This is a genomic window from Citrobacter sp. Colony219, from assembly GCF_019382635.1.
GTDB classification, from domain to species: Bacteria; Pseudomonadota; Gammaproteobacteria; order Enterobacterales; family Enterobacteriaceae; genus Citrobacter; species Citrobacter youngae.
The window spans coordinates 2,261,058-2,280,358 of the sequence record NZ_CP080033.1; the positions used below are offsets into that span (position 1 = coordinate 2,261,058).

The following is a 19,301-nucleotide window of genomic DNA, read 5'->3' on the forward strand; positions in this document are numbered from 1 at the left end:
TCGTTAAACGCGATAAAAATAACGTAAATCTGGATAAGAGAATGATTAAAGGCAAGCTGGCACTGCTGACGTGCGCACTGACTCTCGCATTAACCTCACCACTCCTCGCTGCGCAAAATGCAGACGAAGGCCAGACGTTAAAACTGGCCATTGGGCCCGAGCCGACGGAGGGATTTGACCCAATGTTGGGCTGGAGTCATGGCAGCTATCTGTTGTTGCATGCACCTGTGTTAAAGCAAAATGCGGATATGAGCTGGGGAAACCTGCTGACGGAAAAAGTGGTGACCAGTGCCGACGGCAAAACCTGGACGCTGACGCTTAAGCCCGATCTCAAATTCTCTGATGGTTCGCCGCTAACGGCTGAAGATGTGGTCTTCACCTATAACAAAGCCGCAAAAAGTGGTGGGAAAATTGACATGGGGAATTTCACCCATGCCCGCGTGATAGACAACCGCACGGCAGAAATTACGCTTAGCCATCCGCAGAGCACTTTTGTGAACGTGCTCGGTTCGTTAGGCATTGTTCCGGCAAAACAGTATGACGAAAAAACATTTGCCAAAAATCCGATTGGCGCAGGTCCTTACCGCCTGGTGAGCTTTCAACCTGGGCAGCAACTGATCGTGGAAGCAAACCCGTGGTATGCCGGTAAGAAGAATGATTTCAACCGGCTTGTGTTTGTATTCCTCGATGAGGATAACGCATACGCCGCAGCGCGTAGTGGCCAACTGGGACTGGTACGTATTGCGCCGTCGATGGCGGTGGCGCCCGCACAGCAGAATTTAAAACTGTGGGTTCGCGACAGTGTAGAAAACCGCGGTATTGTTTTCCCAATGGTTCCGGCTGGGAAGAAAGATGCTAATGGTTATCCGGTTGGGAACGATATTACAGCCGATATTGCTATCAGGCGTGCGATCAATTACGCCATTGACCGTAAGCAGCTTGCCGGGCAGGTTATGGAGGGGCATGCGATCCCCGCGTATAGCGCGGTTCAGGGGTTGCCATGGCAGGGGACTTCGGTGGCATTCAAAGATGGCGACGCTGAAAAAGCCCGGACGATTCTGGATCAGGCCGGCTGGAAAGTGGGCAAAGACGGCGTACGGGTGAAAGACGGTAAAGAGGCGCGTCTGACGTTGTGGTACGCCAGCGGCGACAGTACGCGCCGGGATTTAGCCGAGGCCGTACGTGCGATGCTGGAGCCAGTGGGTATTCAGATTTCGCTGCAGTCGGGTAGCTGGGAAACCGTTGAACGTCATATGCATGCTAATCCTACGTTGTTCGGCTGGGGGAGCCTGGATCCGATGGAGCTTTTCCATCACTACAGCGGGCAGGCGGCGGGTGTGGAGTATTACAACCCGGGCTACTACAGCAATCCGGTGGTCGAGCAACATCTCAAGCAGGCCATTGATGCACCAGACTGGCAAAAAGCGTTGCCTTTCTGGCAACAGGTTGAGTGGGATGGTAAACAAGGCGCAGGCGTACAAGGGGATGCCGCATGGGCATGGCTGCTGAATATTCAGCACACCTATCTGGCGAATCCGTGCATCGATCTGGGCAAAGGTGCACCGGAAATTCACGGTAGCTGGTCACTGCTCAATAATCTGGACGAATGGACCTGGACCTGCCGTTGATGAAGTCTGTTTTAGGCCATGTATTACGGCTGATAGTGTTGTTAGTGCTGGTCGCGGCTGGCACTTTCATCTTGCTCAGCTTTTCGCCGGTCGATCCAATCCGGGCCTATATTGGCAACGATTTGCTGCATGTTCCGCCGGAGCAATATGCACGTATTGCTGCTCGTTGGGGCCTGGATCAACCCCTGTGGGAGCGTTTTTTCCACTGGTTCTTACGCGTGCTACAGGGCGACCTTGGTTACTCGATGTTGTTTAATGCCCCTGTTGCCAGCGTGATTAAGGAGCGGTTTGCGACCTCGTTTGCGCTGCTGAGCGGTGCGTGGCTGGTTTCCGGTTTATTGGGAACGACAATGGGGTTTGTTGCCGGCCGCTACCTGAACCGTTGGCCGGATAAAGCCATCTGCCGACTTAGCTATCTGCTTTCTTCCTTACCGACCTTTTGGATTGGCATGCTGCTGTTGGCAGTATTTGCGGTACGCTGGCCGCTGTTCCCGGTCTGTTGTGCGTGGGAACCGGGAAATAACAGCGATATGGCAACGCTGACTGAACGTCTGCGCCATTTGGTTCTCCCTGTTTGCGCACTTAGCCTGCTGGGGCTGGGGCAAATTACGTTGCACACGCGGGAAAGTATCGCCAGCGTGATGAAAAGCGAATTTGTTCGTTTTGCGCGTTCGCAGGGTGACAAGGGGTGGTCGCTGTTGCGTCACCAGGTTCTGCGACACGCCATCACGCCAGCGCTATGTCTACAGTTTGCCTCGTTGGGCGAACTGTTGGGCGGTGCGTTGCTGGCTGAGAAAGTTTTTGCCTATCCGGGGCTGGGGCAGGCTACCATCGATGCCGGATTACGCGGTGACCTGCCGTTACTGATGGGGATTGTCTTGTTCAGTACCGTGCTGGTGTTTATTGGTAACTCTCTCTCTGCCTGGTTTGTCCATGTTCTGAATCGCGCGCTGGAGCGACCTGATGCTCTATAACCCGACGCCGACGCTTGTTCGTTTTCTGCTATCCGTGAGCGGCCTGTTATTTATTGCAGTATATGGCGCAGCTATGCTGGATAATCCGTTGAACGTGAATCTTCTTGTGCGTCATCTTCCGCCTGATGCGCTGTACTGGTTTGGTACCGACAATCTGGGGCGCGACCTGTGGGTTCGTTGCTTTCAGGGGGCGCTAACCAGCCTGCAAATCGGTATTGGCGCGGCGCTGTGCAGCGGATTCATTGCGTTACTGATGGCGGCGATTTCCCGTCTGCACCCACGCCTGGATGTCGTCATGCGTCTGATCACCGATGCGATGTTGTCCATGCCGCACCTTCTGCTGCTGATTTTGATCTGTTTTACCTTGGGCGGCGGGAAAAGCGGGGTGATTATGGCGGTTGCGCTCACACACTGGCCGCGGCTGGCATTGATTTTACGTGCTGAAGCGGAACGCGTTGCCCACAGTGATTACCTGACACTCACCTGGCGACTGGGGCATGGCCACTTTTACTGCTGGCGGCATCACTATTTACCTACGCTATTGCCCCAGTGGTTAACGGGAACGTTGCTGATGTTCCCTCATGCGGTATTGCACAGTGCAGCGTTAAGTTTCCTTGGCTTCGGGCTGGCACCCCACGAACCTTCGCTGGGACTGTTGCTGGCAGATGCGCTGCGGTTTATCAGTCATGGCGACTGGTGGCTGGTGCTGTTTCCAGGGCTGATGCTATTTCTCCTTGTGATGCTATTTGATCAATTTGCCCGGGCGGTACATCGTTTATGGTTGAGAGGTGATGCATGTTGAGTTTGCGGCAGATTTCGCTGGAAGTGGCGCGTTATCGCTGGTACGGCGCAAAAAAATGGTCCTCGTTGCTGCAGGATGTCTCTTTTGATGTTGCGCCGGGCCAGATGGTGGCGTTAGTGGGGGGCAGTGGTGAGGGTAAGAGCTTGCTGCTGCAATGCTTACTCGATCTGTTGCCGGAAAATTTGCGCTTTCATGGCAATATCACCCTTAATGGGAAAATGCTGGATAACAATGACATCAGGGCATGCCGTGGCAGTACGTTTAGTTATGTTCCGCAAGGTGTGCAGGCGCTGAATCCGCTGCTGTCTATTGAAAAGCATTTACGAAGAGCCAGCCAGCTTTCCGGTCAGGCGTGGAATGCAGGGCAAATTGAACACTTGCTCGAACGTCATCATCTGGAAACCACCGTGTTAGAGGCTTTCCCGCGTCAGCTTTCGGGAGGAATGGCCAAACGCATTCTGGCGTGTCATGCCGCACTCAGCCAGGCTCGTTATATTCTTGCTGATGAGATTACCGCCTGGCTTGATGCGCCTCTGGCAAATCAACTGCTGGAACAGCTACGCGGCCTGTGTGAGCGGGGCGCGGGCGTTTTATGGGTGACACATGATCTCACTCTGGCTGCACGTCACGCAGATCGCATTGTCGCGCTGCATCAAGGAACGGTGTCGGATAATGTCAGCCGGGAACAGCTTTTACGCGGTGAAATTAGTGAACATCTAAAACGGCAATGGCGAGCGCTGCCCGAAAGAAATCAACTTTTTGGAGAGCGGTATGCTGTGCTGTCGTGATGTGTTCATTCGTCAGGGAGGTAAAATACTGTGGCAAAATCTCTCGTTCTCGTTGTCACCAGGGGAGCGCATTGGGATTTGCGCACCCAGTGGAACCGGAAAAACAACGCTGGGACGTGTGCTTGCGGGGTGGCAAAAGCCGACGTCCGGCGACGTTCTGGTTGATGACCAACCGTTGCCGCGCCATCAATATTGCCCGGTGCAGCTTGTACCGCAGCATCCGGAATTAACCTTTAACCCCAGACGGAGTACCGGTGATGCGGTTCATGATGCATGGCGGCCAGATGCAGAAACGCTTGCCCGACTGCATATTAAGCCGGAGTGGCTAACGCGTCGTCCCGGACAACTTTCGGGCGGTGAGCTGGCGCGAATTGCCATACTGCGGGCGCTCGACCCGCGTACGCGTTTTCTGATTGCCGATGAAATTACCGCCCAGCTCGATCCTTCCATTCAAAGGGATATCTGGGCGCTGCTGCTTGAAGAATGTCAGCGTCGGCCATTGGCTATGCTGATTATCAGCCATCAACAGGCATTGCTTGATCAGCTTTGTTCCAGCAAGCTCATTGTAGCGTGAAATGAAACAAGGGCTTGCAGCTGGCCTATTGATTTAATTGATATGTTATATTATAACATTCCACTCGCAAATGATTTGAGGGTGAAATTTTGGCTATGCATTTGGAAAAATTGGCAGTCGTTCTGGGGATGCTTTTTGTTAGTAGCCAGGTACTGGCGCATGGTCACCATTCCCATGGTGCACCAATGACCGAAATAGAACAAAAGGCGGCAGAAGGCGTTTTTGATGACAAAAATGTGCAGAACCGTACGCTAGCCGACTGGGATGGCATGTGGCAGTCTGTCTATCCGTATCTGGTGAGTGGCGAACTGGATCCGGTATTCAAACAGAAAGCGGAGAAAGACAAGAGCAAAACGGCAGAGCAGGTTAAAGCCTATTACCGTAAGGGCTACGCGACCGATGTTGACACTATTGGTATTGAAAACGGCGTAATGGAGTTTCATACCGGTAAAAAGGTGGCATCGTGTAAGTATGATTATGCCGGATATAAAATTTTGAACTATACGTCAGGCAAGAAAGGTGTGCGTTATCTGTTCGAGTGTAAAGACGCTGGCAGCGACGCGCCGAAATACGTGCAATTCAGCGATCACATTATTGCGCCACGTAAATCGAGCCACTTCCATATCTTTATGGGTAATACCTCGCAGGCTGCCTTGCTTGAAGAGATGGATAACTGGCCAACCTATTACCCTTATCAGCTCAAGGGAGAAGAGGTGGTGGATGAAATGCTGCACCATTAATCCCGACTGAAACTGTTCACAAAAACCCGCCGATGTTGGCGGGTTTTTGTGTATTACACTGACAGGAACATTATTTCCCGGATGTCAGCGTGTTGTAGCTGGTCATCAGGTTGCGATAGTCAGGAATATGGTTGGAGAACAACGTTCCCAGCCCTTCAATATCGTTGCGCCAGTCACGGTGTAATTCGCAGGCCAGACCGAACCACGTCATTAATTGTACGCCGGCAGACGACATACGATTCCATGCGGAATCACGGGTCAGCGGATTAAACGTACCGGATGCATCAGTGACCACAAACACGTCGAAACCGGCTTCAATGGCAGAAAGCGCAGGGAATGCGACGCAGACTTCGGTCACCACCCCGGCAATAATTAGCTGCTTTTTGCCTGTCGCTTTGATCGCGTTAACAAAATCTTCGTTATCCCAGGCATTAATCTGGCCAGGACGTGCGATGTAAGGGGCATCCGGGAACAGTTCTTTCAGCTCAGGAACCAATGGACCGTTAGGACCCGTTTCAAAGCTGGTGGTCAGAATCGTCGGGAGTTTGAAATATTTCGCCAGATCGCCTAATGCCAGAACGTTGTTTTTAAACTTGTCTGGATCGATGTCACGGACCAGCGAAAGTAAACCCGTTTGGTGATCGACCAGTAGTACGGCAGCCTGATCTTTATCAAGGCGTTTATAAGCAATAGTCATTTTTCTTTCTCCATGTGATGAGAGGGGGCCTTGCGGGCTGAATCTACTGATAAACATTAGTGGCTAAACGGGGCATTGGGTAGGCGCAAAAGTGGGTTTCATCGTTGCAAATCTGGAACGAATAATGATGTTGCAATCGGACTGAAACAGAATGCTATATTCTAAAGCTTCTCTTTCCATCCCCTGGCGCATTCGTTAGCATATTGTCTCGCAGCAAGTGCATGTGTTTTTTCAGGAAGAGGTTAACGTGTTCGCAGAGTATGGAGTTCTGAATTACTGGACGTATCTGGTGGGTGCTATTTTTATCGTGCTGGTACCGGGGCCAAATACGATATTTGTGCTGAAGAACAGCGTCGGTCGTGGAGTGAAGGGCGGTTATTTGGCAGCAAGCGGTGTGTTTATCGGTGATGCCGTATTGATGTTTCTGGCCTATGCTGGCGTAGCAGCGCTTATCAAAACAACACCCGTATTGTTCAATATTGTTCGTTATCTCGGCGCGTTTTATCTGCTGTATCTCGGTGCGAAGATCCTGTATGCCACACTGAAATCGAAAGCCAGCGACGCTGCGCCAGAAGAAGTTCCGTTTGGTGCGATTTTCAAACGTGCATTAATTTTGAGTCTGACGAATCCTAAAGCCATTCTGTTTTATGTATCGTTCTTCGTACAGTTTATTGATGTCAACGCGACTCACTCAGGGTTGTCGTTCTTTATTTTGGCGATGACGCTTGAAATAGTGAGCTTTTTCTATCTGAGCTTCCTTATTTTCTCCGGTGCGTTTGTGACACAGTATATTCGTACGAAGAAAAAACTGGCTAAAGTTGGGAATTCCCTCATTGGCTTGATCTTTGTCGGTTTTGCCGCACGTCTGGCGACGCTTCAGTCGTAACGCTATTGGCCCGCTGTTGACGGCGGGCTTTCAGTATTAAGCTGTTCCCTTCATTGAAAAATGGGATTGTTATAACCAATAAATGGTATTTTAAATATATATTTTGAAGCGTACCCTGTTCACAGCAGCGATTCAATAAGACTCGCTGGTTGTCGACTGGAAAAGGGAAGAAAAATGCTTCAAATTCCACAGAATCATATTCATACACGCTCAACGCCGTTCTGGAACAAAGAAACTGCACCTGCCGGAATTTTCGAACGCCACCTTGATAAGGGTACCCGTGCCGGGGTTTATCCTCGACTTTCTGTGATGCAGGGGGCGGTCAAATATCTCGGATTTGCAGATGAACACAGCCCGGAGCCAGAAGAGGTGATGATTATCGAAGCCGGTCAGTTCGGCGTTTTTCCACCGGAGAAATGGCATAACATCGAAGTAATGACCGACGATACCTACTTTAATATCGACTTTTTCGTGGCGCCCGAAGTGTTGATGGAGAGCGCAAATCAACGAAAAGTTGTGCGTACCGGCAAGGAGTAAATCATGGGTAAAGCAACCTACACCGTTACAGTCACCAATAACAGCAATGGCGTGTCTGTCGATTATGAAACTGAAACGCCGATGTCGCTGTTGATTCCGGATGTCGCCGCTGAAGTGGTTAAAGACCTGGTCAATACGGTTCGTTCATACGATACCGAGAATGAGCACGAAGTCTGCGGCTGGTAGATGTTAGCCTCTGCCTCTGATTGAATATTTTCGTTTTTGATTTATAAACCGCACTGCGTTTTGATGGCGCAGTGCGGTTTTTTTGTCCGTGTTAAACCTGGAAATATCCGGAAAAAGATTTCTTAAGAATACCTTAAGAAATCCGCATTGATTGCTAATGTTGGATCATTCACAGGGGTTATGATCGTGAAACAGTCACAATACAGAACCTCGCTTATGAAACTGAATACCCGACTAACATTACCCATTTTCATTCTTGGGCTGGTCATCGTAGCGATCCCGTTCACTGCGAACTGGAATCTACCTTTGCTCAACGGTACTGTCGTCAGATGGATTGAGAATGGCCAGGCGTTATGGCTGCTGTTTGGTGCGCTTTTTACTCTCAGCTACATTCGGCCTTTATCACGTCCTGAAGGCGAGAAACAATTTTGGCTTTGGGCGGCTGTGTGGTGGTTGGTATTGCTGGGTCGCAGTACCAGTTGGGGCCGTGATTATTTTCCGGAGTATCCTAAACTTCTGTTCAGAGCTATCTCAGTGGTATTGATTGCGATGATTATTTTGCCTGTCCTGATATCAAAACACTTACGCCAGGATATTGCCCGTCGCTTACGCAATGAACCGCTGCCGCTATGGCTGTTAGCGATCACCACCTGTGCATTTTTGATCTCCGATACGGTAGAGCATCATCGTCTGCTGGCCCCTATCTTTTTGCACAATGCGCAGTACGGCGATCTCATTGAAGAGCTGTATGAACTCCCGTTTATGGCGGGATTGTTTCTGATGAACCTCGGTTTTATGCAGCGGGATAAGCAGGTGGAATCAGCTGCCATTCGCTTTAGTGAACCACAGCTGGCGAAATAACGAGAAAAAGCCTGAGTCTGGGAAGTCAGACTCAGGCGGCCTGGGCGGTGACTTACTCAATGGCCTCGCACAGGCGTGATTTCATGTCGCTATACGTTTGTGCGGCATACTTCTCTGCCCATCCTTGATCGCTAATGTGCTCAATATTGACGGCACAATATTTGGTTTCCGGGGTCTTCGAGATGGGGTCCAGATTATCCTGGGTCAACTCATTACACGCGCCAATCCACCATTGATAGGTCATATACACCGTTCCGGTGTTGATGCGTTCAGAGACATCAGCCCGACTGATAACCTTGCCACGACGCGAACTGACCCATACCAGGTCACGATGACGAATACCTAATTTTTCTGCATCATGGGTATTGATTTGCACATACCCAGGCTCATCGGCCAGGGCCTGCAATGCTGCGCAGTTGCCGGTCATCGAGCGGCACGAATAGTGGCCGACTTCGCGCACAGTGCATAATACCATTGGGTACTTTTCATCAGGTACTTCTGCAGGAGCACGCCACTGTGCGGCAAACAATTTACCTTTGCCATTGGCGGTATCAAACTGGCTGTGTGCATACAGATACGGCGTACCTGGGTGATCGAGTTCCGGGCATGGCCACTGTACATGACCCATATCACCCATTTTTTCGTAAGTCACGCCGTAGAAGAGCGGGCATAGCTCGCGCATCTCATCCCAGATTTGCTGGTTACTTTGATACTGCATCGGATAGCCCATTGCGGTGGCCAGCAGACTGATGATTTCCCAGTCGCGTTTGACATCCCCCGTAGGTTCAATCGCCTGTTCAAACCGCTGGAATCCGCGGTCGGCGCAGGTAAAGACGCCGCCGTGTTCGCCCCAGGAGGTGGCCGGCAGGAGGACGTCGGCCATTTCCGCTGTCTTGGTCATGAAGATATCCTGCACGACAATAAAATCGAGCGCGTTAAACCCTTCGCGGACCAGACCTAAATCGGCCTCGGTTTGCAACGGATCTTCCCCCATGATGTAGTAGGCTTTAATTTTGCCTTCGATAGCCAGATGCGGAACTTCGGTGATGCGCGTCCCAACCTTGTCATCCATCTGATTAACGTCAATCCCCCAGGCGTTGGCGAATTTCTCCCTGACGGTGAAATCGGTCACGTCCTGATACCCTGGGAACTGGTTAGGCAGCACCCCCATATCGCACGCGCCCTGCACGTTATTTTGCCCACGCACCGGCCCAACGCCGACGTTAGGGCGTCCCAGATTGCCGGTCAACAACGCCAGGCTCGACAAACCACGAACCACGTCAACGGCCTGACCAAACTGGGTGACGCCCATTCCCCACATCACAGTTGCCGAGGGCGCTGCGGCAAAAGTACGCATCGCCTGACGAACCTGCTGTGCGGGAACACCCGTTAAATGTTCAACGGCTTCAGGCGCGTAATCCTTGACGGTTTCCCAGTATGTTTCCAGGCCTTCGGCATGTTTTTGCACATATTCGCGATCGTAAAGTTGCTCTTCGATAAGCACATGGCCAAACGCGTTGACCAGCGCCATGTTACAACCGTTTTTCAACTGCAGATGCTGGTCTGCAATTCGGGCAGTTTCAATGCGGCGGGGATCGCAGACAATGATTTTTGCCCCGTTCTGGCGAGCTTTGATCACCCGGCGAGCCACAATCGGGTGCGAGTCGGCACAGTTGTAACCAAAGATCAGCAGGCATTTTGAGTTTTCAATGTCGCTGATGGAATTGCTCATGGCGCCATTGCCTAACGTTTCCTGTAACCCGGCAACGGAAGGGCCATGGCAGACACGGGCGCAGCAATCGACATTATTGGTATGGAGAACACCACGCGCGAATTTTTGCATCACGTAGTTGGTCTCATTCCCTGTTCCACGTGAAGATCCGGTGGTCATGATGGCGCGAGGACCATAGGTATTTTTGATATCGGATAAGCGTTTTGCGGTGTAACGAATGGCTTCATCCCAGCTAACGGGAGTGAATTTCCCACCTTTTTCATAACGGATCATCGGACGAGTCAGACGGGGAGTAAGAAGGCGAGTGTCGTTAAGAAAGTCCCAGCCATAGTAGCCTTTCAGGCATAACTGGTTTTGGTTCGTTACACCCTCTGCGGCTTCGGCGCGGATGATTTTGTTATTTTCAACAACAAGCTTGAGCTTGCACCCGGCCCCACAGTAAGGGCATACACTGGTGATTTTTTTCATCAATAACAGACCTGTTAAATGCTGAAATAGCGCGAATTGTAAACGGAGCCACGCGATACGCATCGCGGACTACGATTTGTCATAGTGACAGGCTGTTTAAGCATAAAGTGTGCCAGAAGTGGAAACCCAGCAATGGCAGGGGCTGAGGGGGAGTCAGTAGACCTGAATGACTGACGATTCGACATTAATGACGAGCTACGTCAGGGCAAATGCCGCCATCGAATGGTTTAACCTTATGAAAGATCAGAAAAAGATGAAAATAACAGGTGATATTGGTCACAAATTTTAATTTTTCAGCGCTATGCTATGCTTTTATACAACGAGTGAATCGTTAACTTAAAAACATAAGCGAGGGATATTATGGGCATTATTTCATGGGTGATTTTCGGTCTTATCGCGGGGATTTTGGCAAAATGGATTATGCCGGGTAAAGATGGCGGCGGATTCTTTATGACCATTATCTTAGGGGTTGTTGGTGCGGTAGTGGGCGGTTGGATCAGTACCTTCTTTGGTTTTGGTAAAGTCGATGGGTTCAACTTTGGCAGTTTCGTCGTAGCCGTTATTGGTGCGATTGTGGTGTTGTTTATCTACAGAAAAATCAAAAGCTAAGCAAACATACTGACAATAAAGGCCACTGATAAGTGGCCTTTATTCTCAGATTACCACCAGCCCAGTTCCGTTCCCAGCACGACAATAATGGCCACGCCAATCATAATAAGCGTTGTTTTTTTCATCGTTATGCTCCTGGTGAGGCGTAGCCGCCAATAAAGAACCAGGACAGGAAAACGACAGCGGAAATGAAAATAATAACGGGGAAAATAATACCGAGTCGCATACGCTTATCTGCCAGAATAATTTAAAGACGATTAAGCATAACAGGGCTTAATGTACGACAAAAGCGGTTTTATCCTGGCGTTTCTTATCCTGATACATCGCACTGTCTGCAAGATGAAGTGCACAGTTGACGTCTGTCTCCAGCGGGTCAATTTCTACAACTCCCAGACTGGCTCCCGGATAATACAGACAGATATCACCAAGGTCATAGTCACCGCAAATTAGCTGCTGTAAGTGGTTTTTCACGCTTTGCAAACGAACACACGGCGACATTTCGATTCCCAATGACAGGCTGGCGACTAAAAATTCGTCACCGCCCAGACGACCAAGAATATCATTCTCACTGCATCCACGGCGTAAACGCTGGCCAATTTGGATCAAAAACTGGTCACCGACTTCGTGCCCAAAACGATCGTTGATCAGTTTGAAATCATCTAAATCAATATAGGCGACAATAATTTTGTGCCTCAGGTGGCGTGCCAGCGAGAAGAGGGTTTCGATATTTTCAAAGATTGCCCGACGGTTAGGTAGCCCGGTCAGAACGTCAGTGTAGGAGTGGGCGATCAGCGCAGCATTCGCTTCACGTAATTGAGCAACCAGCGATTCTTTCTGAATAGACTGCGCTATCAGGCCCGCGAACAGATGCAGTACCTGTTCACCTCGTTCACTAAGCGGTTGTTGCTGACGACTGGTGGCGCAGAGGGTGCCATAGAACGTGCCATCGGGCAGGTGGACAGGAGTACTCAGAAAGGTTGTGATCTCCAGCGCGCGTGCGGCGGTACATTCTGGCCAGCGCGCGGGAACGTTATCGCTATACAGACAGTTTGCGTCTATTGCGCGCTTGCAGAGTGTCTCATCCCACGGCACCGACAGCCCTTCGGGGATCTGCATTTGCTTACTATTACGCGCATACAGAATATGCTGCAGACGCGCATCTAAATCGACCTTAGTAAGATAGGTCGACTCCATCTCAGTCACTACCTCCAGCATCTCCAGAAGTTGCCGAACCAGACTCTCAACAGACTGCTCTGTGGCTAATGATTGTGAGACTCGGGCAAGGATCATGTCTGACATGAGAGGCAAATACTCCAGAATGCTGATAAGTCCTGTATTGCCCGCATAATAGAACATCGGAGGGAAAGATGAAACACGCTATCCGGGTCAAAATGTAGACATGGGATTGAAACTCGTCAGTAAAACATGGAGATAGGTGGGGAGTCGGGGTACTCTTCCAGTGTAACGTTTTTAACAGGAGTGAATATGAAACTTGCCTCTATTGTTGTGCCCGGCATTTTGGTGCTGGCGGGGTGTTCCACATCACCTGAAGCACCAGTACCACCGAAAATTGGCATGGCGAACCCGGCATCCGTATATTGTGAGCAAAAGGGCGGCGTGCTGGTTGCGGTGCAGACACCGCAAGGTGTAAGGTCGGATTGCAAACTACCCGGTGGCGAAGTTATTGATGAATGGGCGCTTTGGCGCAGAGATCATCCGGCAACGGGCAAATAACCCGCTGTCACAATTGACGTAACCACTCAGCCAGAACCAGCGCATGGTTTTGCTGTGTATCCTTCGCTGCATACAGCAGCGTTAACGGCTGTTGCCGGGCAATGTCCGCGAGTCGCTTGCCTTCCTGCTGTTGCTGGGCAAGTTCTACGCGGTATTGCTCGGAGAAATGAGCAAAATCGATGATATCTGCGTGGAATGCCTTACGTAAATCAGATGAGGGCGTCAGCGCTTTATCCCATTCATTGAAAACAAGATCGGTTTTTTTCACCCCGCGCGGCCACAGCCTGTCGACCAGAACACGATAGCCATCACTTTTTTCTGCCGGGTCATACACGCGTTTACACTGAATATTCATCTCTTAATCCGCTCCGTTAAGCTACTGAACTCGTCTTCACTACGGCTAAATAAGATCGTAAAACGTGACCATTATAGCATTTTGGCCACATAGACTCTCAATTTAAGGGATTGTGGTAACAACAAAAAATCGGTAGGCTGAGGCTCCTTATGTTGTCCCTCATTGTCTGGACATAAGGAAAGTTAATGGAAATTTCCCCTGTTAAAGATACGCTTCGCATTGCGCTGGTGGGCGATTACAGCCCCGATATTGTGGCTCACCAGGCTATTCCCCTTGCCATCGATGATGCTGCTGCCGTTCTGGAATTAGTGGCTGATTATGACTGGCTCACCACATCTGATATTAGTAGTGGCGAAGATTTAGTCGGCTATGATGCCATCTGGGTGGTCCCTGGCAGTCCTTACCAGCACCAGGAAGGCGCGCTGACGGCAATACGTTACGCCCGCGAAAACAGCATTCCATTTTTGGGCACTTGTGGCGGTTTTCAGCATGCCATTCTCGAGTATGCTCGCAATGTGCTGGGCTGGCGTGATGCTGCGCATGCGGAAACAGAGACCTCGGGCCGTATGGTGATTGCACCGCTGACCTGCTCGTTGGTCGAAAAGACGGATGATATTGAACTGCGCGCGAATACGTTGATCGCCAGAGCCTACGGACGGGATGTCATTACAGAGGGGTATCACTGTAACTATGGCGTGTCGGAAACTTTTGCTGCTGAGCTTGAAAGCGGCGATCTGCGAGTGACGGGCTGGGATGACGCTGGTGATGTTCGCGCTATTGAACTGGTGACACATCCGTTTTATGTCGGGACGCTTTTTCAGCATGAACGAGGGGCACTGGCAGGAAAGCCTGTACCGCTCGTCCAGGCACTGCTGCGCGCGGCCAGAGGATAACAACTGGGCAGGTTGCTTATTCGCCTGCCCGGTGTATTACGTGCTGGCGATCTCTTTGTCGCGTCCTGAACAGACGCCAAACACGGCCATGATGAGAGCGAGCAGTGCGACGCCAACCAGCGGGATCTGCCAGCTATCGTTAAGATCGTGAATTTTCCCCATCACCGGTGGCCCACATGCGGCCAGCAAATATCCGACAGATTGCGCCATGCCTGATAGCGCGGCAGCCTGGTGCGCTGAGCTTGCACGTAGCCCGATAAAGGTGAGACCGAGGATCATCGTGGCACCGGAGCCAAAGCCAAACAGCACGGTCCACAGGGCCGCCTGCCCGGGCATAACAGCAAACCCTGCAGCGCCGACAGCGCACATTAACGAGACCAGTGCGGCGATAGTACGCTGATCTTTAAACCGATACAGAACGAGGGGGATCAGTAGCCCGGGAGCTGCGGTCGCCAGTTGCAGCAAACCATGCAGCGATCCCGCCTGTGCCTCACTGTAGCCGTGGCTGATCATAATGGCGGGTAACCAGCCGATAATGACATAATAGATGAGTGAGTTGATGCCCAAAAACAGCGTGACCTGCCAGGCGAGACTGGAGCGCCAGATCGCGCGGGAGTGCAACGCTCGCGAATTACTGAGGCTGGCATTGGCCGTCTGGCGCCATTGAGGTAACCAGATCAATAACGCCAGCAGCGGAAAGATCATTAACATCATCAGTGCGCCGCGCCAGCCAAATCCATTTAACGCCAGCGGCACGACCATTGCCGACCCCAGCGCTGCTGCAGCGCCCATCGTTAACGAATACGCCCCGGTAAGCTTTGCCACATGCTGTGAAAAATCACGCTTAATGAGTCCCGGCAAAAGGACATTTCCCAGTGCGATGCCACAGCCAATGACTGCCGTCCCACCAAACAAGGCTCCGGATGAAGGGAGCGAACGTATAGCAATACCCACACAGATCAGCAGCATGGCTGCTAACAGGCTGCGCTCAATGCCCCAACGGCGCGCAACGGCGGCAGCGAGGGGGGATACCAGCGCGAAGGCCAGCAGCGGCAGGGTAGTCAGAAGTCCCGTCTGGGCGGTACTCAGGCCGTAGTCGGCGCGAATGGCATCCAGCAATGGGGCTGCACCGGTAAAGGTGACGCGTAGTGTGGTGGCAATCATCAGGATCCCCGCGATCAGCAGCACTGCGCTTTTGCCGCGGGAGGAAGGTGTAATAATCATTTTTTTCTCATATCGTCAGGCGAGGCGATACTTTAGCGTTTTTACACTATGGATGAATCAAGCTAAAATGACAGTTTATCGCTAAAATAGGACATTCTGATGTTGGGGCTGAGACTGGATGGGTATCAACCCGATCTTTACCACGATGCCGCCGTGGCTTTTTGTATTCAGGCTCAGGAAGATGAACTTTTCAGCCCACTGCATCAACACCGCAAAGGTCAGTTAATCCTGGCGTTACATGGTGCAATTACCTGCGAAGTGGAGAACGCCATGTGGATGGTGCCGCCGCAATATGCGGTGTGGATCCCTGGCGAAATTCCACACAGCAACCACGTTACCGTGGGCGCGCAATTGTGTTTTCTGTTTATTGAGCCGCAGGCTGTCGTGATGCCTGAACGTTGCTGTACGCTGAAAATCGCTCCGTTATGTCGGGAACTTATTCTTGCGCTGGCGAACAAAACGGATGCCCAGCTCTGTGAACCAGCTACCCAGCGGTTAACGCAGGTGTTGTTTGACGAACTCCCGCAGCAGCCACAGGAGCAAATGCAGTTACCAGTATCCGATCACCCGAAAATTCGCAAGATGGTGGCGACGATGGCGCAGGAACCTGCACAATGGCAAACACTGGGGCAGTGGGCCAACGTGTTTGCCATGAGTGAGCGTAACCTTGCTCGTCTGGTTGTCAAAGAAACAGGATTAAGCTTTCGCCGCTGGCGTCACCAGCTACAGCTGATCCTGGCGCTGCAAGCTCTAATCGACGGGCACAATGTACAGCAGGTTGCTCAAATGCTCGGTTACGATTCAACGACCGCGTTTATCACCATGTTCAAAAAAGGCCTGGGACAAACGCCAGGCCGTTATCTGGCAGGATTGACTACTGCTTCCCAACAATCAACGAGACCAGACCTGCCGCAATGAGCGGTCCCACTGGCACCCCGCGAAACAGCGCCACGCCCAGAACCGTGCCCACCAGTAAACCGGCGACGAGTTGAGGTTGGCTACCCATCAGCGTGACGCCGCGCCCGCCAAGCCAGGAGACAACAACGCCGACGGCGATAGCGACCAGCGACTTCCAGTTTACAAAGGAGTGAATAAGCGTAGAGGGGGGCAGCGTTCCGCTGGCGATCGGCGCCATGACGCCAATGGTCAGAATAATAATCCCAACGGTAAGCCCCTGCTTTTCAATCCACGGGAAGAATGTATTCAGCGGAGTAACACGGACGATTATCAGCACCAGAATTGAAACGGCGACAGTGGTGTTGTGGCTGACAAAGCCCAGAGCTGCCAGTCCAAGCAGGATCAGCAGAGTGACATCAAACATCGTAGTTTCCTTGCCAAAAGAAAAAATAAGCCTGCTTACTGTACGCGTAAACGCGTGACGGAACAGGCTTTTTTTAATGATTATGATTTTTTTTGGGCTAATGCACGATGCGACGTTTTTTACTGCTAACGCAGACCGTTATTGTTCACGGCGGAAAGGGATTAATTCAGGTTGCGCGATACGCAGGTAATCTGCGGTATCCATGATCACTGATTTTTCCAGCAACCCGGCATTAAATGCGATTTCATGAAAACGCTCAAACAATAGCGGATCGGCGACCAGCTTGAGATTCGGGTGGAAGCTAAACGGCGGGATCGCGCCAAATACACAGCCGGTAAGTTCATCGACTTCCGCCGGGCTGGCAAGCGATGCTCTTAACCCACCAATATGACCTGCTAACAAACTGAGATCGGCCTGCTGGTCAGCGGGCAAAATTGCCAACACATGCTGATTAACGCCGTTGCCTTTGACCTTACAGACCAGGGCTTTTGCTCCCTGGCCGAGCGCGGTACCACGAATTTCAGAAACTGCCTCACATTTGCCGACGGCTTCATGGCTTACCACGCGGTACGTTGCGCCTTGCTCTGACAACAGCGAAATTAAACGCTGATGCGTTGCGTTACCTTTGTTCACTTCCGTCATGACTTACTCCTGGTACAACAATGAAAATCCTGCAGAAAAATAATCACGCACCGGCGCGTTTTTTCTGTTTGTTCAGATAGAGCTGTGCATCAGATGCTTTGTAAGCATCATCAATAGTGTCGTTCGGCTGCATATTATAAACCCCGGCGGAGAAGCTGATGGAAATATCATGCGCAATAATTTGTAAGTTATAGCGAATTCTCTCTAGCAGGCGGGGCGTTAAATCACTGGGATGGTCGATGAGGATGATACAAAACTCATCGCCGCCGAGGCGGATGGCGTAGTCGCTTTTGCGAATGGAACTTTGAATGGCTTTGGCCAGATGAGTGATAATCCGATCACCTTCTTTATGCCCTAACGTATCATTGATGACTTTCAGCTTATCGCAGTCGATGGCGATAAAGGTGACGAGAGTGCCCGTATTGACCAACTGCTGCAAACGTTGTTCGAGCGTCGGGGTTAAAACTTTCCGATTGTAGAGTCCGGTCATGGCGTCACTGATATTTTCGCGCGTGACGTTGTGATACAAGCGAAAATGCGTTCTGACCAAATTCAACAGCAAAATTGTTGCCAGCAGATAGAAAGCGAAGATTTTCCAGGATGAGACAATAAAGTACATTAAATCAAGCGTTAAAGTGATGCGTATGCCGCCTGGAATGTCCTTCTCGTAGTGAACATAGTGAAACAGGTTAGTCTCACTTTGGTGAACGAGAATCTCTTTACCGGAGCTGGTATCCGAGAGCGTAACGTTAAGATAGCGCCATACCAGAGGCCGGTCGCTGGTATAAAAGATATTCTTTAAATTCTCTTTGTTGATATCCACCATTACTACACCTTTTAACTTACCGGTAGAGTAGACCGGCGTTAAAAAGCTCATCACCTTTTTCCCGGTCAGGTTATCCAGATAAATACTGGAGATCACCGTACGCCCCGTGAAAATACCGTCAATATCATTCTGGTCGATGCCCAGGGTGCCTTTTTGCAAAAAAGTCCAGTTATGTATCGCAAATTGGCGCGAGTCGATTCGGTCATAGAAATAGACGTAGTTATTTTTGAGGTCGACGTAATATCGGAATTTATACTCCAGCGTACCTAATCCCTGACCGTAATCTTTCTGCTCACGATTAGCGTTTACCGCCTTATCAAAAGAGGGCAGCAGGAATATGTCTTCAAGTTGTTCGCTACATTTCGTTGAGGTGGTTTGCAGCGTCCCGTGCAATGGCGGGTAGTTATGCTCTGTGAGATTGAGTCCATGAGTGCCGTTAACGCTGTCGAAAGCGTTGCAAAGTGCTTTTTGTTGTTCGACAGACGCGGGTTCCTGAGGGGATGAAAATGTGCGCATCAGATGGGCGGCAATACTTTGATTAGTATACTTATCATAAAGAAACGATGAGTCGGCTTTCTCATTGATATAGCGCATGTACGCATTCATCGCTTTATCGCTGGCAATGAGCTCATAAACCAAAAAAGAAGACGTCAAAACAATTACGCTAACGGAGATAAAGAGCCTGAGCGCTTTATGATGCAATTTCATAATGATTTACAGCCCTGTAAGTCTGATACTTCAGTCTATCACACGGTATAGCTCCTCTCTAACGCTACGCGGAAGGACATTTTGTAATAAAAAACATTCGTACTCTTCACCTTTAA

Annotated in this window: 23 protein-coding genes and 1 pseudogene; 14 read left to right on the forward strand and 10 right to left on the reverse strand. The window is 50.7% G+C overall.

Features of this window, described 5'->3' with window-relative positions; translation table 11 throughout:
• Positions 1-41 precede the first annotated feature (41 nt).
• The 6 genes from JTI85_RS09885 to zinT all read left to right on the forward strand — a co-directional run bounded on the left by JTI85_RS09885 (position 42) and on the right by zinT (position 5,506).
• Positions 42-1,628, forward strand: coding sequence for an ABC transporter substrate-binding protein (locus JTI85_RS09885; RefSeq protein WP_048211941.1), 1,587 nt, complete (start codon positions 42-44; stop codon positions 1,626-1,628).
• A complete protein-coding gene (locus JTI85_RS09890; RefSeq protein WP_061068819.1) occupies positions 1,628-2,602 on the forward strand; it encodes an ABC transporter permease in 975 nt (324 codons plus the stop codon). The genes JTI85_RS09885 and JTI85_RS09890 overlap by 1 nt, the downstream gene beginning before the upstream one ends.
• A complete protein-coding gene (locus JTI85_RS09895; RefSeq protein WP_219352520.1) occupies positions 2,592-3,404 on the forward strand; it encodes an ABC transporter permease in 813 nt (270 codons plus the stop codon). The genes JTI85_RS09890 and JTI85_RS09895 overlap by 11 nt, the downstream gene beginning before the upstream one ends.
• Positions 3,398-4,192, forward strand: a complete 795-nt coding sequence (locus JTI85_RS09900) for an ATP-binding cassette domain-containing protein (RefSeq protein WP_115643515.1) — start codon at positions 3,398-3,400, stop codon at positions 4,190-4,192. The genes JTI85_RS09895 and JTI85_RS09900 overlap by 7 nt, the downstream gene beginning before the upstream one ends.
• Positions 4,176-4,766, forward strand: coding sequence for an ATP-binding cassette domain-containing protein (locus JTI85_RS09905; protein ID WP_048211938.1), 591 nt, complete (start codon positions 4,176-4,178; stop codon positions 4,764-4,766). The genes JTI85_RS09900 and JTI85_RS09905 overlap by 17 nt, the downstream gene beginning before the upstream one ends.
• 95 nt (positions 4,767-4,861) lie before the next feature.
• Complete coding sequence (gene zinT / locus JTI85_RS09910) at positions 4,862-5,506, forward strand: metal-binding protein ZinT (RefSeq protein ID WP_167469988.1); 645 nt, start codon at positions 4,862-4,864, stop codon at positions 5,504-5,506.
• A gap of 70 nt (positions 5,507-5,576) precedes the next feature.
• Here zinT and ycaC read toward each other — a convergent pair whose 3' ends face one another.
• Positions 5,577-6,203 (reverse strand): isochorismate family cysteine hydrolase YcaC, encoded by a 627-nt coding sequence (gene ycaC / locus JTI85_RS09915; protein WP_005120379.1) that lies wholly within the window; start codon positions 6,201-6,203, stop codon positions 5,577-5,579.
• A 247-nt stretch (positions 6,204-6,450) separates the two neighbouring features.
• Between ycaC and leuE the strand changes: the two genes are divergently transcribed.
• From leuE to JTI85_RS09935, 4 genes are all read left to right on the forward strand, one after another.
• Positions 6,451-7,089, forward strand: a complete 639-nt coding sequence (gene leuE / locus JTI85_RS09920; RefSeq protein ID WP_048212597.1) for a leucine efflux protein LeuE — start codon at positions 6,451-6,453, stop codon at positions 7,087-7,089.
• Positions 7,090-7,263: 174 nt separating this feature from the next.
• Complete coding sequence (yeaR, locus tag JTI85_RS09925; protein WP_045441926.1) at positions 7,264-7,626, forward strand: DUF1971 domain-containing protein YeaR; 363 nt, start codon at positions 7,264-7,266, stop codon at positions 7,624-7,626.
• Between the two features lie 3 nt (positions 7,627-7,629).
• Entirely contained in the window at positions 7,630-7,812 is a 183-nt protein-coding gene (locus JTI85_RS09930) for a DUF1869 domain-containing protein (RefSeq protein ID WP_048211936.1), read from the forward strand.
• A 216-nt stretch (positions 7,813-8,028) separates the two neighbouring features.
• Positions 8,029-8,673: a hypothetical protein gene (locus JTI85_RS09935; RefSeq protein WP_101741754.1), complete on the forward strand. Its 645-nt coding sequence runs from the start codon at positions 8,029-8,031 to the stop codon at positions 8,671-8,673.
• Positions 8,674-8,725: 52 nt separating this feature from the next.
• On the opposite strand, the gene fdhF is transcribed toward JTI85_RS09935, so the two are convergent.
• Positions 8,726-10,873, reverse strand: a complete 2,148-nt coding sequence (gene fdhF, locus JTI85_RS09940) for a formate dehydrogenase subunit alpha (RefSeq protein WP_048212596.1) — start codon at positions 10,871-10,873, stop codon at positions 8,726-8,728.
• A 360-nt stretch (positions 10,874-11,233) separates the two neighbouring features.
• On the opposite strand from fdhF, the gene JTI85_RS09945 reads away from it, so the two are divergent.
• Positions 11,234-11,482, forward strand: coding sequence for a GlsB/YeaQ/YmgE family stress response membrane protein (locus tag JTI85_RS09945; RefSeq protein ID WP_005120370.1), 249 nt, complete (start codon positions 11,234-11,236; stop codon positions 11,480-11,482).
• Positions 11,483-11,532: 50 nt separating this feature from the next.
• Here JTI85_RS09945 and yoaJ read toward each other — a convergent pair whose 3' ends face one another.
• Genes yoaJ through JTI85_RS09960 form a run of 3 tightly spaced genes read right to left on the reverse strand, consistent with a single transcriptional unit; the run spans position 11,533 to position 12,781 of the window.
• Positions 11,533-11,607: a protein YoaJ gene (gene yoaJ / locus JTI85_RS09950; RefSeq protein WP_099530266.1), complete on the reverse strand. Its 75-nt coding sequence runs from the start codon at positions 11,605-11,607 to the stop codon at positions 11,533-11,535.
• 2 nt (positions 11,608-11,609) lie between these two features.
• The gene (locus JTI85_RS09955; RefSeq protein ID WP_086523648.1) at positions 11,610-11,708 is read right to left on the reverse strand and encodes a YoaK family small membrane protein; all 99 of its coding nucleotides are present in this window, start codon (positions 11,706-11,708) and stop codon (positions 11,610-11,612) included.
• A 47-nt stretch (positions 11,709-11,755) separates the two neighbouring features.
• Positions 11,756-12,781, reverse strand: coding sequence for a sensor domain-containing diguanylate cyclase (locus tag JTI85_RS09960; protein ID WP_121584525.1), 1,026 nt, complete (start codon positions 12,779-12,781; stop codon positions 11,756-11,758).
• A 186-nt stretch (positions 12,782-12,967) separates the two neighbouring features.
• On the opposite strand from JTI85_RS09960, the gene JTI85_RS09965 reads away from it, so the two are divergent.
• Positions 12,968-13,216, forward strand: coding sequence for a DUF333 domain-containing protein (locus JTI85_RS09965; protein ID WP_005120367.1), 249 nt, complete (start codon positions 12,968-12,970; stop codon positions 13,214-13,216).
• A gap of 7 nt (positions 13,217-13,223) precedes the next feature.
• On the opposite strand, the gene JTI85_RS09970 is transcribed toward JTI85_RS09965, so the two are convergent.
• Positions 13,224-13,571, reverse strand: a complete 348-nt coding sequence (locus JTI85_RS09970; protein ID WP_048211933.1) for a DUF488 domain-containing protein — start codon at positions 13,569-13,571, stop codon at positions 13,224-13,226.
• Between the two features lie 185 nt (positions 13,572-13,756).
• On the opposite strand from JTI85_RS09970, the gene JTI85_RS09975 reads away from it, so the two are divergent.
• Positions 13,757-14,464 carry a CTP synthase gene (locus JTI85_RS09975; RefSeq protein WP_121584526.1) on the forward strand — a complete coding sequence of 236 codons (708 nt, stop codon included), beginning with the start codon at positions 13,757-13,759 and terminating at the stop codon, positions 14,462-14,464.
• A gap of 36 nt (positions 14,465-14,500) precedes the next feature.
• Here the strand turns inward: JTI85_RS09975 and JTI85_RS09980 are convergent, their stop codons facing one another.
• On the reverse strand, positions 14,501-15,688 hold the full coding sequence (locus tag JTI85_RS09980) for a CynX/NimT family MFS transporter (RefSeq protein ID WP_115602165.1): 1,188 nt from the start codon (positions 15,686-15,688) through the stop codon (positions 14,501-14,503).
• Between the two features lie 99 nt (positions 15,689-15,787).
• Here JTI85_RS09980 and JTI85_RS09985 point away from each other — a divergent pair.
• Positions 15,788-16,580 (forward strand): annotated as a pseudogene (locus JTI85_RS09985) (helix-turn-helix transcriptional regulator); the annotation flags it as partial.
• On the opposite strand, the gene JTI85_RS09990 reads toward JTI85_RS09985, so the two are convergent.
• The 3 genes from JTI85_RS09990 to dgcJ all read right to left on the reverse strand — a co-directional run bounded on the left by JTI85_RS09990 (position 16,563) and on the right by dgcJ (position 19,185).
• Positions 16,563-17,009 (reverse strand): DUF441 domain-containing protein, encoded by a 447-nt coding sequence (locus tag JTI85_RS09990; protein ID WP_042308914.1) that lies wholly within the window; start codon positions 17,007-17,009, stop codon positions 16,563-16,565. The pseudogene JTI85_RS09985 and the gene JTI85_RS09990 overlap by 18 nt on opposite strands.
• A 138-nt stretch (positions 17,010-17,147) precedes the next feature.
• A complete protein-coding gene (locus JTI85_RS09995) occupies positions 17,148-17,651 on the reverse strand; it encodes a YbaK/prolyl-tRNA synthetase associated domain-containing protein (protein ID WP_048211929.1) in 504 nt (167 codons plus the stop codon).
• 43 nt (positions 17,652-17,694) lie between these two features.
• Positions 17,695-19,185: a diguanylate cyclase DgcJ gene (gene dgcJ, locus JTI85_RS10000; RefSeq protein ID WP_048211928.1), complete on the reverse strand. Its 1,491-nt coding sequence runs from the start codon at positions 19,183-19,185 to the stop codon at positions 17,695-17,697.
• Positions 19,186-19,301: the final 116 nt, after the last annotated feature.